This is a genomic window from Rheinheimera sp. B2H12 (assembly GCF_059620065.1).
The window spans coordinates 207,578-222,412 of sequence record NZ_CM184363.1; the positions used below are offsets into that span (position 1 = coordinate 207,578).

Consider the following 14,835-nt stretch of genomic DNA (forward strand, 5'->3'; position numbering starts at 1 on the left):
AAAATAAGAGGCAAGTCATGCAAAAAATTCTGGCCGCTGTAGTGTTGTTGGTGGCGATAGCGGCAGGGGGGGCCGCTTATCAATTCTGGCAACAAAGCCAACAACCGGTATCAGCCCTGGTGTATCCGCAAGCCCGTGATCTGCAGGAGTTTCGGCTGACCGATCACACCGGGCAAACGATCGGGCGGCAACAACTGCGCAATCAATGGACGCTGGCTTTTGTTGGCTACACTTTTTGTCCTGATATTTGCCCGATGACGATGGCGATGCTGGCTGGAGCTTATCCAAAGCTGGCGCAAGCCTTACCGGCCGGTGAAAAGCTGGCGGTCTGGTTTATTTCGGCCGATCCGCAACGGGATACCGTCAGTCAATTACAGCAATATGTCGGTTATTTTGAGCAGCCAGCCATCACAGGGCTCACCGCCAGCCATGATCAGTTGTTTCCATTTGTCCGTGATTTAGGACTGATGTATGCCATCAGTAGCAGTACTGAACCGGATTATAAAGTGGATCACAGTGCTTCTATTGTGCTGTTGAATCCGACCGGCCAGTTGGTCGCAGTGTTTAAACCAGAATTGGCGGTCGGTCAGGTGCCCTTAGTACAAAAAGAAGCATTGCTGCGGGACTTCCCGCGGGTTATTGCTCAGCTTCAGCGCTGAACAAAAACCCAAGGCTGAGAAAACCAGTAGAAATAGCCTTTTTTCTGCTGGCTGGGGGCTGTGCAGTTGTATCTGTTATGCGCCAGTTTTAACGGTGCATCGGCTTTGGTGCTGAATGTCAGTTGCTGGCCTTGCTGGGCAATGATCTGCAGCGGAATGGCTTTGCCATTAAAAAAACACTGCAGCCGGTCGGTGGCAAAATCGGCAGTGTTCACTGTCAGTTGTAAGGTCGGCGGATTGACGCTGCTGACCGGATTTGCTTTGCTGTAGTCGGTCACCGGCAGCGCCAGCGTTTTTAGTTTTGGCATAAAATGTTTCAGCGCAGCAAATTGGCTGGAAGACGGATAACGTGGGATCCGCGTCAGTGACACCCCAGGCCCAACCGCGCCGGACTGTTGGCCAATGCCAATAAATCCAAGCTCACTGACGAGCTGTTCCAGCTCGGCACTAAAATCGCCATAAGGATAAGCCAGCCACTTACGTTTCACCCCGAGTTGCTGCTCTAACTGTTGTTCGGCCAGTAAAATATCGGCTTTCACCCGGCCACGCCACTGAGCTTTGCTTTCACCGGGTTGTGGCACTGCCAGCCGGTGATGATAAGAGCTGTGATTGGCAATAATCACCCCTTCCTGTTGCATGGTTTTCACTTGCGGCCAGGTTAACACTGGCCCTTGTTGTTGATCGATCAGTGCCGGACTCAAAAACATGGTGTAAGGGTAACCAAACGCTTTCAGCAGCGGCCTTGCCGTGGTAAAGACGTTAGCAAAACCATCATCAAAGGTAATAGCAACTTCATCATCGGCCAGCGCTTCACCCCGTTGCAACTGACCGATCAGCCGGTCCAGCGGTACGACTTTCAGCTTTTGATCTTTCAGATGTTGCAACTGCGCTTTAAATTCGGCCGGCGTCACGCTGGTGCTGCTGGGGGTGTCTGCGCTGACATGGTGATATTGCAGGATCACTGCTGCTGTGGCTGCCGGTATTGCTGCCAGCCACAGTAACATTATTGACACTATCATTCGCATAAAACACTCCGCTGCAAGTTGGCCTGTGTTGGTTCAGTTCAGATAAGACAAGGCTGAGCTGGTTGGCCGCAGTGATATCAGCCCAGCGCATGGTAACCGATCTGGCGTGGCTAATTCTATCAACGTCCTGCTGATGTCATACCGGTGCGCTTTGCATTTCAGCTGACGCTGACATCACACCATAAATTGAAACAATTAATATATTTTTTTGCCATAATTTTACCTTAAATGAATTGTAGATGTCTGTTTTTTGATTTTATGCTGATTTAATCCAGACTTTTTGGCCATATTTTGGTCAGTCGGTGATATTTATTTGATAATGACTTTCATTTGTGTGCTTTTAATGGGTAACGGTGGTATAAAATTGTTAACTTTCTGCTGCGGTTGATGGTGGATTGTCCTTAGTGCAAGAGAAGCGGAAATTGATGGAGCCGAATTGGTTCTTTAACAAGCAGGAGGCTTTATGTCCACGTCTGCCATGACCATGAGACCCGGCTATCGTCCCAGGATTGTTGTGCTGGGTGCAGGTCATATGGGGAAAAAGCATATTGATACTATTTTGGCTATGCCTGAACTGGAACTGACCGGGATCTATGATCCTGCCAGTTTCAATGAATTAAAGTTACCTGAAACCTGTTATGCATTGCATCAGCAATCGGCGCAGGCTTTACCTCAGATGCTGGCATCTGCCGATCTGGCAGTGCTGGCTTGTCCGACCCGTTTTCATTTCAGCATGGCGATGATGGCGGTCGAAGCCGGATTACACTGTCTGATTGAAAAACCTGTCAGTGAACATATCCGGGATGCACTACAACTGCAGCAAAGCAGCGCTTTAAAAGATATCCGTATTGCTGTTGGGCAAGTTGAAAGATTTAATCCGGCAATCCTGGCTGCCCGCCAGTTGATTGAACAACACAGCTGGCAGCAGGTCAGGCTCTCCCGGTTGAACCCTGCCAGCCAGCGGCTAGCAACCGATTCACTGGTATCAGATCTGATGGTGCACGATCTTGATATTGCCTTTAATGTTTTTAATTTAATGCCACAACATGGCTTGCAGGTCAGTGCCAGTTCGATGCAATCAGGCACACCTGATTATGTGGTGGCCAATTATCGGACCGCCAACGGCATGAGTGTTGAGATCAGTGCCAGTCGTTTGCCGGGACCGGCACTACGTGCCATCGTTGCCACCGGCGAGGCAGGTGAACTGAGCATTGATTTGCTACGCAGGCGATGTGATTTTACGCCAAAAGACGGACAACACAGCCATATCTCCAGTTGGGGCCATTCCAATGCGCTTAAGGTTCAAATGCAGTCTTTTGTCCAGTACGCGCTGCACCGCCAACCCGGACCGCTTGCGACGCTGGCAGAAGCCTTGCAAGTCCTGACCTGCTGTAAGCAGATAGAAACTCAGGCGGTATTCGCACTCAAACAGTATCAGACCGCTCACCATCCCGCTTAAGGATCAAGCATGAAAATTATTAAACTCACTGAATATGTCTACACCGCTAGTTTTGCCCGGATCCATCCCAGTTATCTGGAAGGGTTTCCACAACGTGAAAAGTATTTGCTGGCGGGTTTTGCCAGTCTGGATGTGCATTGGTATAAACACCCGTTGTTGAATGATGCAGCGGTTATTGCACAATCCCGCGACCAGCTAAAAGCCTATATCAAACAGGAACAGATAGATTTTATTCTGTTTGATAATCCGATTTCGGCGCTGCTGCTGGATGAAGAATTGATGCGTACCGCTATCTTTGACTGTTGCGACTGGTACCTGGATTATTTTCATTGCGAGTTTGGGGCTGATGCAGACAGCAGTGCATTGCAACAGGGCTTACAACTGGCCATTGCCAACTGTCCTTATTGCATTTTTCAGAGCACCACGATCAGGGATTGGTATCTGAATGAGCGTGGAGGCCGGCCAGTGATGGCGGAACTGATTCTGCCGAACGGTTTTGATGCTGAGTTCTTTTATCCGGGTACATCCAAGCTGAAATTTGATCGGCCGACCGTGTTATTTGCCGGTAAACTAGGACTGTGGTATCAGGGTTTACGGACAGTTGCTGCGGCATTACCGGAAGGCTGGCAACTGATTCTGGTCGGAGATGGTCCCTGTCGGGAAGAATATGCCAGTCTGCCAGCTGTACACTGCACCGGTCGGCTCAGTTTGCCAGAGGTTGCAGACTACATCAGGGCGGCCACAGTCTGTGTGATGCCGGTGGATGATTGTTCTCCGATCGCAACCAGTGAATATTTGGCCTGTGGTAAACCTGTCGTGCATATGGGACCGCGGATCAACTGGATGATCCAGGATGGTGTGAATGGTTACCTGGCTGGCCCGGATGTGGCTCAGTGGCGTCATCAACTGATCACCGCGGCACAGGCATCGCCTGACATACTGGACAAGGCCCGGGCCACGGCTAAATCCTGGCTGACATTACAGCAACAGCTGAAGCAATGGCTGGAGCAATTACAATGACAGAGCCGGCATTTTTTTCTACGCTGGCGGCGCGCCAGCGTACCGGTCAATTATGGCCGGACGGTAAACCTGGTGTGGTAGTCATGGGGGCAGGCAGTAGTGGTATCGCAGCGCTGGTTGAGTTACAACGTCTGCAGTTACCTGCTCTGGCACTGGAAAGCCGTGCAGAGATCGGTGGGATTTGGAGTCAGTCACCTCATCCGGCAACTTACCCGCATTTATTGCAAAACACGGCGCCTGAGCTGACGGTTTTTGCCGAACAGCGTGCTAATTTTGTCCAGTCAGGATCGCATTTGACCCGGCAGCAATATGCGAATTACCTGAAACATTACACTGAGCACTATCAGTTAACACCGCAAATTTACACCGGTTGCACTTTGCTAAGTATTCGTCAGATTCAGGACGGGTTGGAACTTGTGGTGCAGGATAGCACCCATCCGGATCAACAGCTGTGTATTCAGGCCAGTCACTTGATTAATGCCAGTGGTCTGTACCACCAACCGCAATGGCCACAGTTGCCCGGGCTGGACAGTTATACCGGTACTTTGTGGCATTCGTCAGAGGTGGACTACCAGGTTTTGCAACAACAGCAGCAACAAGTGCTGGTACTTGGGGCGGGAAATACCGCAGTTGACATGGTGGTGTTAGCCCACCGCGAAGGCAATCAACTGAGTTTGTCTTGCCGGACCCCGACTTGGGTGTTACCGAGGCTGGTCGATAGTTTACCGTTGGATGTGCTGCAACAACAACTGAGCAGGCACTATGGAAAAACTGAGGGCAGTACACAATTCAGGAGGCGTTGTCTGGAAGCCGGCGCTTGGTATTCCGCCGGTGAGCCAGCAGTGACGGAACTGGATTTTGCCAAAGCCCGCATTTCAGTCAGCACCGAAGTGTTGCCATTGTTACAACAACAGGTCGTGACGGTTTATCCGGGCATCAGTCATATTGCCGGTCGAACCGTGTATTTTCAGGATGGACGCAGTATGCAGCCCGATTGCATCATCTGTTGCACTGGTTACCAGTATCAATCGCCAGAGTTACCTGCCGCGGCACAGACGCAACAACCTTTGGTTGCTGAAGTGCGTCACCCCACACTGGCGCAATACTGGTGTCTGGGGGCTCCGGCTGTCTGGGGGGGCTCTCCTCCGGTAGCAAAAGCGCAGGCCAGGCTGGCTGCAACGGCGATTGCTGCGGGTTGGAGCGTTGCGGAGTTAGCACGCAGGGCACAGGATGGGCCGGTTTATCAACGCACGAAACAGTTGGTCGGGCCAGGTTTTGCCGTGGTTGAATATCAGGGTTATCTGGATTTTGTGGCCGCGCTTTGTGCAGATAGCATGTCGCCCGGTGCTGCGCTGGAAGGAGCGGCTTGTCAGGTTCCTCCTGTCAACATCACACGGGAATCCTATTATGTCTGAACCGCATTATCCGCTAAAAGCCATGCTCTGGAAGCTGCTTGACAGCTTTATTCTGAGTGTATTGTTGCTGCTGGGGACTCTGCTGGCGAAAGATTCGAATCCGTTACAGGTGGTATTTCTGGTCAATCTGCTGGCTGCAACTTTTGCTATCATTTGCTGTTCGCACGGGCAATGGCAGCGGATCAAACCGTCCAAACCCAGCCTGCATTTTATTCGTGGCTTGCTGGGGGTCACCTCAACCGTTTGTCTGTTGTGGGCACTGCAGTATTTACATTTCGCTGAAGTGACTGCGATTGGCTTCCTGACGCCTGCCCTGACAGCAGTTCTGGCATTATGGTTGTTTGGCGAACAGAAACGCTGGACCGATTTTATTGTACTGGCACTGAATATGGTGGGGGTATTTCTGATCCTTTCACCTTATCTGTTGAGTCCAGCCGATATGTCTGATCAGAACAGCTGGATAGGGATCTTGTTCAGTTTGCTGGCGGTGTTGTTATTGGTGATTTACAACATCAATCTGAAAAAAATTGGTGAGCAGGATACAGTGGTCGCCCAAATGGTGTTTGGTCCCTTATGTTCTGCCTGCTTATTATTGCCACTGATGTATTGGTGGTGGCAACCTTTATCCTTGCAGGCTTGGGGATTGCTGGGATTGTACGGGGCTTTACTGACCGTCAAACTGGCTGCCCGGTACTGGAGTTTCCAGCAAAGTCAGTTATCGCGGCTGATGCCACTGGAGTATTCTCAGATGCTGTTTTCAGCTGCACTTGGCTATCTGTTTCTCGGGCAGTCGCTTGGCGCTTTGGCTATCGCTGGTATTCTGGTGATCCTTTGCTCCAGTCTGACGCACTTGTGGCGTAACAGCCTGCAGGAGTTGCCGGAATGACGAAAACTATCTTCTGGGATTTAGACGGGACCTTAATCAATTCGGCGGCAGTACATCAGTGTTCTATGCTGGCGGCTTGTGAGGTCGCAGGTCTGGCTCTGCAAACGACGGCAGAACCATCCGCTGGCCTGGATGGCGCAGCCACTTTCCGCTGGTTCACCGGCATTGATGCCGAGTTGCAACCACAATTGTACCAAATGTGGTACCAAGCCACTATTCACTATGTCCTGAATCACTTAGCTGAATGTCAGCCCATCAGTTGGGCTTGTCGCTGGGTCACGCAACTGGCAGAGGCCGGAGTGCCGCAATGGCTGGTGACAAATTCAGATCTACAGCTTGCCAGTGCTGCTTTACAGCATTTGGCGCTCAACCATTGTTTTGCCGGCATCATCAGTCGTGATCAGGTGCAGCAGGGAAAACCAGCGGCTGAGCCATATATGCTGGCATTGCAACGCAGTGGCTGCACGCCGGATTGTGCCCTGGCCATTGAAGACAGTCTGAGTGGCTTAATCGCAGCGCGGGCGGCAGGGGTCAAGGTACTGGCCGTCACCGCTATACCGGAGCTGCCAGCAGATTTTATGCTGCCTGCAGGGATGACGGCGACGCAGGAAAAAGCTTTGTTTCATTTACTGTTTGGCAGCAGCCTGCCTGACAGCCTTAAGGATAATCCAGATTTAATCGCAATAGGAAATGCATGATGACAATCCCTTTTATTGATTTACAAACGCAGTACCAACAACTGAAACAGCCGATAGATGAAGGTATTTTACGCGTACTGGCCCATGGCCAGTACATCATGGGGCCAGAGATCGCTCAGCTTGAAACTGAACTTGCCGCTTTTACCGGCAGTCGCCATGCCATCGCCGTCAGTGATGGCAGTACTGCATTATTGATTGCCCTGTTGGCACTGGATATTGGGGTCGGGGATGAAGTCATTACCACTCCGTTCACTTTTATTGCGACGGCCGAGATGATTGCGCTGGCAGGGGCAACTCCGGTGTTTGTTGATATAGATCCAACGACTTACAATCTGGACCCGGCGCAGCTGGCTGCTGCGATCACGCCACGTACCAAAGCGATCATGCCCGTGAGTCTGTACGGGCAATGTGCGGATATGATAGCCATTAACCGGATTGCAGCTGAATACGGCCTGCCGGTGATTGAAGATGCGGCCCAGAGCTTTGGCGCCAGTCAGTTTGGTCAGATGTCCTGCAACTTGACGACTGTGGCGACCACCAGTTTTTTTCCATCGAAACCTCTTGGTTGTTACGGCGATGGTGGTGCCTGTTTTACCAACGATGCCGCACTGGCTGCGAAAATGCGCTCCATTCGGTTGCATGGACAGGAGCAGCGTTATCATCATCCTCGCTTGGGATTGAATGGCCGGATGGATACGATACAGGCTGCGGTACTTTTGGCTAAGTTACCTGGGTTCCGGGCTGAACTGGCGGCCAGAGCTGAGATAGGTGCTTACTACAATCAACATCTGGCGTCTGTGGTCTGCGTGCCTGCGACTGCGCCGGGCAACAGTCATATTTATGCCCAGTACACCATTGAAGTGGCCGAGCGTGATCTGCTGCAACAAAGGTTGACACAAGCGGGCATTCCCACAGCTGTGCATTATCCTTGTCCACTGCATCTGCAGCCGGTATTTACCGGGCTGGGACTGGCTACGGGGGCATTTCCGCATGCCGAAGCTGCAGCTGGACGGGTGCTCAGCTTGCCGATGCATCCTTATTTACAGCGAAGTTGCCAGGATCAGATTATCAGCACATTTGAGCAGTTATATCGTTAACTCGCTGGTCGTGGTCAGGACTATGGGGACTGTTTTAGTTGTCAGTGCTATCAAACAGTCCTAGCCGGTGCAATAACAGCAACAGATAGCTGCCCAGCGTTAGCACAAAGCTGCCGAGCCAGAGGGCGATAATCGCTTGCAGTAACCAGACTGGTTCGGCAGGGAGCAGCAAAAACAGCAGCAACAACAGCCAGAATGCTGCCATGCCGCGGATAAAATAACGGCCGCACAAGGCAGCCGCTGGTAATTTAAAGGTCACAGGCGAAATGCCGGATCAATAATACGAATGTTCGCCGCGCTGGTGCTCTGTGACGTCACGCACACCGCTCAGCTCACCACTGAAGCGGTTCAGCAGCTCTTTTTCGATACCTTCTTTGAGCGTCAGGTCGACTTGTGAACAACCATTACAGCCACCGCCAAACTGCAGCACCGCCACGCCTTCTTCCGTCAGTTCGACCACCGAGACACGACCACCGTGATTGGCCAGTTGCGGATTGATTTCTGCATCAATCACATACTGCACCCGTTCTTTCAGTGGCGCGTTGTCATTCACCTTACGAACTTTGGCGTTTGGCGCTTTTAAGGTCAGCTGTGAACCCATCTGATCGGTGACAAAATCAATTTCAGCATCCACTAAAAATGGTTTGCTGTCGGCATCAATCACGGCGGAAAAACCGGCAAAACTAATGGATAAATCTGTTGCTTCAACCGCATCGACCGGGCAGTAAGATACGCCACATTCCGCTTGCGCTGTGCCAGGATTAACGACAAAGACCCGGATATTGGTGCCTGTTGCCTGCTTTTCCAACAACTTAACAAAGTGCGCTTGCGCGGCTTCTGAGATATGAATCATGGCTGAGTACCTGACTAAATTACTAGGTTAATGACTATGATACTCCTCCGGATGCGACCTTGCCAAGCCTGCTTGAGTATCCACGGTTTTTATTGTTATGGTGCAGGCAGAGAAATGGGGGCAAAGAATGAAAAAAGCAATGATAAGTTCAGCTAAAGGTGGTCGCGGCGGCGGTCGGGCTGCTGTTGGTTGGCTGCTAATGTTGGTGGGGATGCTGATGGCCTTCGCTGCGAACGCCTCGGCCACTGCGCCGCTGCCAACGCCAAAACAATTGCTGGGCGTTGAACCTGGTGAATGGCATTTGCGTCATGATCAGATAGAGCATTATTTCACTGCACTGGCTGGGGCCAGGCCTCTGCAGACACGGCTGGAAGTGATTGGCCGAACGCCGGAACAACGACCTTTGTTGCAGTTGATTATCAGCTCGGCCGATAATATGGCGCGGTTAGAGCAAATTCGCCAGCAGCACCTGGCTGTGGTGGCTGGTACTGCAACGCCGGATCCAAGCTTACCGCTGATCATCTGGCTGGGTTATGGTATCCATGGCAATGAACCCAGTGCTGCCAATGCCGCGGTTAAATTTGCTCAGCAACTGCTGAGTCGGGATGACGCCCAAACGAAACAATGGTTGGCCAATAGTATTATTTTACTCCAACCCAGCCTCAATCCGGATGGTCATGACCGTTTTGCCATTTGGGCCAATATGCATCAGGGCAAAACCCCGGTCGCTGATCCGGCTCATCGTGAACATGTCGAAGGCTGGCCCAGTGGCCGGCCTAATCATTATTGGTTTGATTTAAACCGTGACTGGTTGCCATTACAACAGCCAGAAAGTCAGGCCAGACTGCAGCAGTTCCATCGCTGGCAACCCCAGGTGCTAGCCGATTTTCATGAAATGGGACCTAATAGCAGCTATTTTTTTCAGCCTGGGATCCCAAGCCGCAATCACCCACAAACGGCGGCGGAAAATGTCCGCTTGACCCGTTTGCTGGCACAGAGTCATGCGGCGGCCTTCGACAGTCGGCAGAAGCTGTATTTCACCGAAGAAGGTTTTGATGATTTTTATATTGGCAAAGGCTCTACTTATCCGGACTTACATGGTGCTGTCGGTATTTTATTTGAGCAGGCCAGCAGCCGTGGTCATTTGCAGCAAACCGTCAATGGTCCGCTCAGTTTTGCCATGACGATTGAAAACCAGTTGCTGACATCAGCCTCCACCTTGCGTGGCGCTGTAGCCCATAAAGCGCAGTTACAGCAATGGCAGGCCGAATTTTACCGGCTAAGTGCCAAGGCGGCAGCGGCGGATCCGGTGCAGGGCTATCTGCTGACAGAAAGCGAAGATCGCAGCCGCTTGCAGCAATTATTGCAGTTATTGGCTCAACATCAGATCAAGGCCTATGCCCTGACGGCAGATTATCAGCAGGATGGTCAGGTCTATCCGGCTGGCTGTAGTTATTTTGTGCCACTGCAGCAGCGGCAGTATCAGTTATTAAAAGCGGCCTTTAGCAGCCAACAACAATTTCAGGACAATACCTTTTACGACGTCTCGGCCTGGACCTTACCTTATGCCTATAACATTCAGTTCAGCAGTAGTCGCAAAACGCCAACTGCGCTCAGCGCTGAACCCTGGCAGCCAACAGTGCCGCAGGTCAAGCCTGCGCTGGTCGGTGCCTATGCTTATGCGCTACGCTGGACAGATCAACAAGCACCCGTGATGTTGCAACAGTTACTGGCCAAAGGAGTGGTGGTGCGCTCAGCGCTGCAGGCTTTTAGTGCGGTCACGGCTGAAGGTGTGCAGCAATTTGCGGCTGGTACTATGCTGATCCCGGCTGGCTTACAACAAGGCGATTGGTTTGCTGCTTTAGGCCAGGCGCAGCAACAATTTGGCTTGCCACTGACGGCGATCCAATCTGGATTAACCCCGATGGGGCAGGATTTGGGCAGCCAGCAACTGGTGCCAGTTTCCTTACCGCGGGTCTTGCTGATGGCAGGGCCGGGCGTCGATTCAGCCGAAGCTGGCGCTTTGTGGTTTAGTCTGGAACAACTGGCAGGTCTGTCACCCAGCCTGGTGGAGCCTGAACGGTTGCAACGGCTTGATCTGACCGCTTATAGCCATATTCTGCTGCCGGATGGCAATTACCACAGTTGGCAGAATGCTGAGTGGCAAGCCTTGAAGCTATGGGTGCAGGCAGGAGGGGTGCTCTGGGCACAGAAATCAGCGGTGCGGTTGTTAGCACAGCAAGGTATTTTACAGGCCAAAGTCCGGCCTAAAGCCGAGCTGGAAGCATTGATCCAGCCGCAGGAAGGCCGTTATGCTGAAAAAGAGCAATTGGCAGGTCAGCGTCGTATTGCCGGTGCTATTTTTCAGACCGAGTTGGATCTGAGCCATCCGCTGACGTATGGTCTGCCGCGGTCGGAATTGCCGGTGTTTAAAAATGATGTGATGTTGTTGCAGCGACCAGAGCAACCCTTTATTACCGTCAGCCGTTACCGTGATGGCCAGCAACTGGCGGGTTTTGTCGCCCCTGAACTGGCGGAGCAATTAAGCCAATCGGCCAGTCTGGTGGCGCATAACCTGGGTAAAGGCCGAGTGATTGCCATGACCGATGATCCAGTCTTTCGCGGCTATTTTCAGGGCTCGGCGCGGCTGTTAATCAATGCGCTGTATCTGGGCAAAGCCTTTGATGTCAGTGCCGATCAGCCTTGATGGCCACAGGCAGCGGCAGTCACTGACTGTGGCTGACTGTAAAGCTGACCACGCCGGCTGGCGGCCGTAATTGCCAGAGTCCAAACTTCAATCTGTTTGACGCCGGCGCGGCGCAACAGCCGGCAGAGTTGATTGACGGTGGCGCCTGTGGTGATGACATCATCGATCAGCAACAACTGCTGCGGTAAGGTGATTCCCGGCAACAAGCGGAACTGCCGGCGCAGATTGGCGCGGCGTTGCTGACGGTTCAGCCCAAGCTGATGGGTTTGATGACCGCTGTGCGCAAATAAGCTCAAGAGTGGTAACTGTAAACTGCGAGCCACTGTCGTTGCCAGCACTTGCGCCTGATTAAAGCCGCGCTGGCGCAGACGTTGCTGGCTGACAGGCACAAAACAGACCGCTTTCGCTGCTAGACTGGTTTGTGAATGCAATTGCTGGCTGACCTGCTGCAATTGTTGATTCAACAAGGCGCCACAAGCCAAATCCTGCTGGAATTTCCACTGACTGATAAAATGCGACCAGGGTAACTGATACCAGCTCAGGCTATACAGCCTGTCAAACTGGCGGTCCGTCAGGCCGCGGGCGACGGCAGGCAGTCGCAGCAGATTGGTGTGCTGTAACGACAAGCGTGGTAACGCTAGGTTACAATAGTCACACAGTTGCTGGCCAGCCTGTTGCACTGGCAACTGGCACCATAAACATTGTTGGGGTAACAACCCATGCAGCAAAGTTTTCATAGCCAAATAATAAACATTAAATTAACTTTTAACCAGTATGGTCGAGGATAGTGTGACGCGTAAAATTCCATTGGTGTTATTACATGGTTGGGGCGTCAATCAGGGCGTCTGGCAACAGTTAGTCCCGTTGCTGAGTGCCGATTTTATCGTGTTGACGCCGGACTTACCTGGTTTCGGCACTGCCAGTCAGCATTTTCCTGAGCCTTATCAGCTCAGTGCTATCGCGGCACAACTTGCCAGTGCAATTCCAGCGGGCGCTGTGGTGGTCGGCTGGTCGTTAGGTGGGCTGGTGGCGACGCAGCTGGCGCTGGATTATCCGGAAAAAGTGGCCGCGCTTGGCTGGGTGGCCAGCTCGCCTTGTTTTCTGGCACAACCTGACTGGCCTGGGATGGCAAGTGCAGTGATCCAACAGTTTGCTTCGGCGCTGACCCGTGATTTACCTTTAACGGTGGAACGTTTTCTGGCAATCCAGGCCATGGGCAGCGCTACGGCCAGGCAAGATATTAAAGTGCTGAAACAGGCCGTGCTGGCCTTACCTTTACCCCGGGCTGAGGTGTTGCTGGCGGCGCTGGATATTCTGACCGAGACTGATTTTCGGCCTCGGTTGGCGCAAATACGTCAGCCGGTGGCAGGCTGTTTTGGCAAACTGGATTCTCTGGTACCTGTTGCTATGTTGTCGCAGCTACAACAAGACTTACCACAGCTGCAATTGCAGATTTTACCCAAAGCCTCACACGCACCATTTATTTCCCATCCGGCAGAATTTATTGAGTGGATCCAAAAGTTTAGCAAGTTGAACCAGGCTGATAGCGAGCCCTTGTAAAGTCTGGCGGCCAAAGCATAAACAAAAAGCGGCAATTATTTGCCGCTTTTTGTTTGATTTGCTTGAGCTCGTGGCATGATCTGGCTAGAATTTAGCCATTATTGCTATCAGCCGGAGATCCACCATGGAAATACAATCTGCCTACGCCTCAGGTGCACTGGGGTTGCAACGTGCCTCCAACGGGATCACTGAAGCCAGCGTCAATATCAATCGCGAAACCACCAATCAGCAACGTTTGCAAAATGCGCAGGACACTGCTGCAGCCGAACGTAATCGTAGTGCGCAAACGCCGCCAGTGGCTGAAACCCAAGGAGCCACGCCATCGCTCGAACAAAGCCTGGTGCAGCTGACAGCCGAACAACGTAATGCTGAAGCCAATGTGCGCTCGATCGAAACTGCCGATCAGGTGTTAGGCTCGGTGATTGATATCAGAGTCTGAGTGCTGTTATGTCAGTGATTTCAGTCTATCCAAGCGTCAGTCCTTATATCGGCAATCCTGCTGTCGATCAGGCTCGGCGTGACAATCTGAAACGGGACATCATTGAGCCTGTGGCTTCGGCTGAGCGCGGTCAGGCAGAAAAAGGGGTGATTTCCGAAGATAAAAGCCGCAATCATAGCTCGCAAGTTGGCCTCACTTATAGTGATGAAAGCAAAAACCGGGGTACTGAATTAAAGCAAGCGGTGGAAGGCCGGCAGCCGCAAGACGAAGATTCAGGTCAGTCGCAATCTGGTCAGCAGGGCGAAGGATCTGAACAACGGGGCCGGCAGAGCAAAGGTTCTGAAGCTGAATTGGCAGCAGAACAAGCGATGATTGCTGAGCTGAAACAACGGGATGCTGAAGTTAAAATCCATGAGCAAGCACATGCAAGCGTGGGTGGGCAATTGGCTGGCAGTCCTTCTTATACTTTCCAGACCGGGCCTGATGGCCAAAAATACGCCATTGGCGGTGAAGTTCAAATTGATGTATCTGTGGTACCGGATGATCCACAAGCCACTATCGCCAAGATGCAACAAGTGAAAGCTGCAGCACTGGCGCCGGCACAACCGTCGGGCGCTGACCGGCAAATTGCTGCTGAAGCTAGCCGTAATATCAGTGAAGCCCAGGCTGAGCTGGCCAGAGCAGCGCTGCAGACCGAGTCTGGTTCAGCATCAGCTGTGGACGGTGCTGAGGAACCTGAATTATCATTTAATGACATCACAGGCCGGCTGGAATTACCGCTGACCGAATTATTACCCTCTTCTGATTTGGTGAAACCTGATCCTGAGTCGGCGCTGGTGGCAGCAAACAGCGATGCCAACAACAGGGCGCAGGCTGAACGTCGGACTCTGGCGGTCAACTCTGAAATGCAGCAACGCACCGATGTAATTGCAGGTTTTTATGCCCATGCCACCCAGCCATCACAACGACCGTTATTACAAATGGTCTGACAGCGACGGCGCGAAACCAGCCATAAAC

At 52.1% G+C, this 14,835-nt stretch carries 15 protein-coding genes; 11 read left to right on the top strand and 4 right to left on the bottom strand.

Translation table 11 applies throughout. The annotated features are described in order from the left end of the window. The first annotated feature begins 17 nt into the window (after window positions 1–17). Window positions 18–659, top strand: a complete 642-nt coding sequence (locus AC53GJ_RS00990) for an SCO family protein (RefSeq protein ID WP_496730687.1) — start codon at window positions 18–20, stop codon at window positions 657–659. Here AC53GJ_RS00990 and AC53GJ_RS00995 read toward each other — a convergent pair. Further along, window positions 650–1,684 (bottom strand): polysaccharide deacetylase family protein, encoded by a 1,035-nt coding sequence (locus tag AC53GJ_RS00995; RefSeq protein ID WP_496730688.1) that lies wholly within the window; start codon window positions 1,682–1,684, stop codon window positions 650–652. The genes AC53GJ_RS00990 and AC53GJ_RS00995 overlap by 10 nt on opposite strands. A 463-nt stretch (window positions 1,685–2,147) precedes the next feature. On the opposite strand from AC53GJ_RS00995, the gene AC53GJ_RS01000 reads away from it, so the two are divergent. From AC53GJ_RS01000 to AC53GJ_RS01025, 6 genes are read left to right on the top strand one after another with little or no spacing between them, the layout of a single operon-like run. Beyond that, window positions 2,148–3,143, top strand: coding sequence for a Gfo/Idh/MocA family protein (locus AC53GJ_RS01000; protein ID WP_496730689.1), 996 nt, complete (start codon window positions 2,148–2,150; stop codon window positions 3,141–3,143). A gap of 9 nt (window positions 3,144–3,152) precedes the next feature. Beyond that, the gene (locus AC53GJ_RS01005) at window positions 3,153–4,163 is read left to right on the top strand and encodes a glycosyltransferase family 4 protein (RefSeq protein ID WP_496730690.1); all 1,011 of its coding nucleotides are present in this window, start codon (window positions 3,153–3,155) and stop codon (window positions 4,161–4,163) included. Continuing rightward, the gene (locus AC53GJ_RS01010) at window positions 4,160–5,578 is read left to right on the top strand and encodes an NAD(P)-binding domain-containing protein (RefSeq protein ID WP_496730691.1); all 1,419 of its coding nucleotides are present in this window, start codon (window positions 4,160–4,162) and stop codon (window positions 5,576–5,578) included. The genes AC53GJ_RS01005 and AC53GJ_RS01010 overlap by 4 nt, the downstream gene beginning before the upstream one ends. Then, window positions 5,571–6,464: a DMT family transporter gene (locus tag AC53GJ_RS01015; protein WP_496730693.1), complete on the top strand. Its 894-nt coding sequence runs from the start codon at window positions 5,571–5,573 to the stop codon at window positions 6,462–6,464. Before AC53GJ_RS01010 ends, AC53GJ_RS01015 begins: the two co-directional genes overlap by 8 nt. Continuing rightward, on the top strand, window positions 6,461–7,162 hold the full coding sequence (locus tag AC53GJ_RS01020) for an HAD family hydrolase (RefSeq protein ID WP_496730694.1): 702 nt from the start codon (window positions 6,461–6,463) through the stop codon (window positions 7,160–7,162). The genes AC53GJ_RS01015 and AC53GJ_RS01020 overlap by 4 nt, the downstream gene beginning before the upstream one ends. Continuing rightward, complete coding sequence (locus tag AC53GJ_RS01025) at window positions 7,159–8,259, top strand: DegT/DnrJ/EryC1/StrS family aminotransferase (protein ID WP_496730695.1); 1,101 nt, start codon at window positions 7,159–7,161, stop codon at window positions 8,257–8,259. Before AC53GJ_RS01020 ends, AC53GJ_RS01025 begins: the two co-directional genes overlap by 4 nt. Window positions 8,260–8,293: 34 nt before the next feature. Here AC53GJ_RS01025 and AC53GJ_RS01030 read toward each other — a convergent pair whose 3' ends face one another. Then, on the bottom strand, window positions 8,294–8,518 hold the full coding sequence (locus AC53GJ_RS01030; protein ID WP_496730696.1) for a hypothetical protein: 225 nt from the start codon (window positions 8,516–8,518) through the stop codon (window positions 8,294–8,296). A 15-nt stretch (window positions 8,519–8,533) separates the two neighbouring features. Beyond that, on the bottom strand, window positions 8,534–9,112 hold the full coding sequence (gene nfuA / locus AC53GJ_RS01035; protein ID WP_496730697.1) for a Fe-S biogenesis protein NfuA: 579 nt from the start codon (window positions 9,110–9,112) through the stop codon (window positions 8,534–8,536). 127 nt (window positions 9,113–9,239) lie between these two features. On the opposite strand from nfuA, the gene AC53GJ_RS01040 reads away from it, so the two are divergent. Then, window positions 9,240–11,819 carry a M14 family metallopeptidase gene (locus tag AC53GJ_RS01040; protein ID WP_496730698.1) on the top strand — a complete coding sequence of 860 codons (2,580 nt, stop codon included), beginning with the start codon at window positions 9,240–9,242 and terminating at the stop codon, window positions 11,817–11,819. Here the strand turns inward: AC53GJ_RS01040 and AC53GJ_RS01045 are convergent. Beyond that, the gene (locus AC53GJ_RS01045) at window positions 11,810–12,556 is read right to left on the bottom strand and encodes a ComF family protein (RefSeq protein WP_496732744.1); all 747 of its coding nucleotides are present in this window, start codon (window positions 12,554–12,556) and stop codon (window positions 11,810–11,812) included. The genes AC53GJ_RS01040 and AC53GJ_RS01045 overlap by 10 nt on opposite strands. A 52-nt stretch (window positions 12,557–12,608) precedes the next feature. On the opposite strand from AC53GJ_RS01045, the gene bioH reads away from it, so the two are divergent. From bioH to AC53GJ_RS01060, 3 genes are all read left to right on the top strand, one after another. Then, entirely contained in the window at window positions 12,609–13,379 is a 771-nt protein-coding gene (bioH, locus tag AC53GJ_RS01050) for a pimeloyl-ACP methyl ester esterase BioH (RefSeq protein ID WP_496730699.1), read from the top strand. Window positions 13,380–13,503: 124 nt separating this feature from the next. Next, a complete protein-coding gene (locus tag AC53GJ_RS01055) occupies window positions 13,504–13,818 on the top strand; it encodes an excinuclease ATPase subunit (RefSeq protein ID WP_496730701.1) in 315 nt (104 codons plus the stop codon). 8 nt (window positions 13,819–13,826) lie between these two features. Then, entirely contained in the window at window positions 13,827–14,807 is a 981-nt protein-coding gene (locus tag AC53GJ_RS01060; RefSeq protein WP_496730702.1) for a putative metalloprotease CJM1_0395 family protein, read from the top strand. Window positions 14,808–14,835 lie beyond the last annotated feature (28 nt).

Bases quoted from the DNA above. Each gene is read 5' to 3' on its own strand.
- AC53GJ_RS00990 (WP_496730687.1), top strand. From the start codon at position 18: ATGCAAAAAATTCTGGCCGCTGTAGTGTTGTTGGTGGCGATAGCGGCA.
- AC53GJ_RS00995 (WP_496730688.1), bottom strand. From the start codon at position 1,684: ATGCGAATGATAGTGTCAATAATGTTACTGTGGCTGGCAGCAATACCG.
- AC53GJ_RS01000 (WP_496730689.1), top strand. From the start codon at position 2,148: ATGTCCACGTCTGCCATGACCATGAGACCCGGCTATCGTCCCAGGATT.
- AC53GJ_RS01005 (WP_496730690.1), top strand. From the start codon at position 3,153: ATGAAAATTATTAAACTCACTGAATATGTCTACACCGCTAGTTTTGCC.
- AC53GJ_RS01010 (WP_496730691.1), top strand. From the start codon at position 4,160: ATGACAGAGCCGGCATTTTTTTCTACGCTGGCGGCGCGCCAGCGTACC.
- AC53GJ_RS01015 (WP_496730693.1), top strand. From the start codon at position 5,571: ATGTCTGAACCGCATTATCCGCTAAAAGCCATGCTCTGGAAGCTGCTT.
- AC53GJ_RS01020 (WP_496730694.1), top strand. From the start codon at position 6,461: ATGACGAAAACTATCTTCTGGGATTTAGACGGGACCTTAATCAATTCG.
- AC53GJ_RS01025 (WP_496730695.1), top strand. From the start codon at position 7,159: ATGATGACAATCCCTTTTATTGATTTACAAACGCAGTACCAACAACTG.
- nfuA (WP_496730697.1), bottom strand. From the start codon at position 9,112: ATGATTCATATCTCAGAAGCCGCGCAAGCGCACTTTGTTAAGTTGTTG.
- AC53GJ_RS01040 (WP_496730698.1), top strand. From the start codon at position 9,240: ATGAAAAAAGCAATGATAAGTTCAGCTAAAGGTGGTCGCGGCGGCGGT.
- AC53GJ_RS01045 (WP_496732744.1), bottom strand. From the start codon at position 12,556: ATGAAAACTTTGCTGCATGGGTTGTTACCCCAACAATGTTTATGGTGC.
- AC53GJ_RS01055 (WP_496730701.1), top strand. From the start codon at position 13,504: ATGGAAATACAATCTGCCTACGCCTCAGGTGCACTGGGGTTGCAACGT.
- AC53GJ_RS01060 (WP_496730702.1), top strand. From the start codon at position 13,827: ATGTCAGTGATTTCAGTCTATCCAAGCGTCAGTCCTTATATCGGCAAT.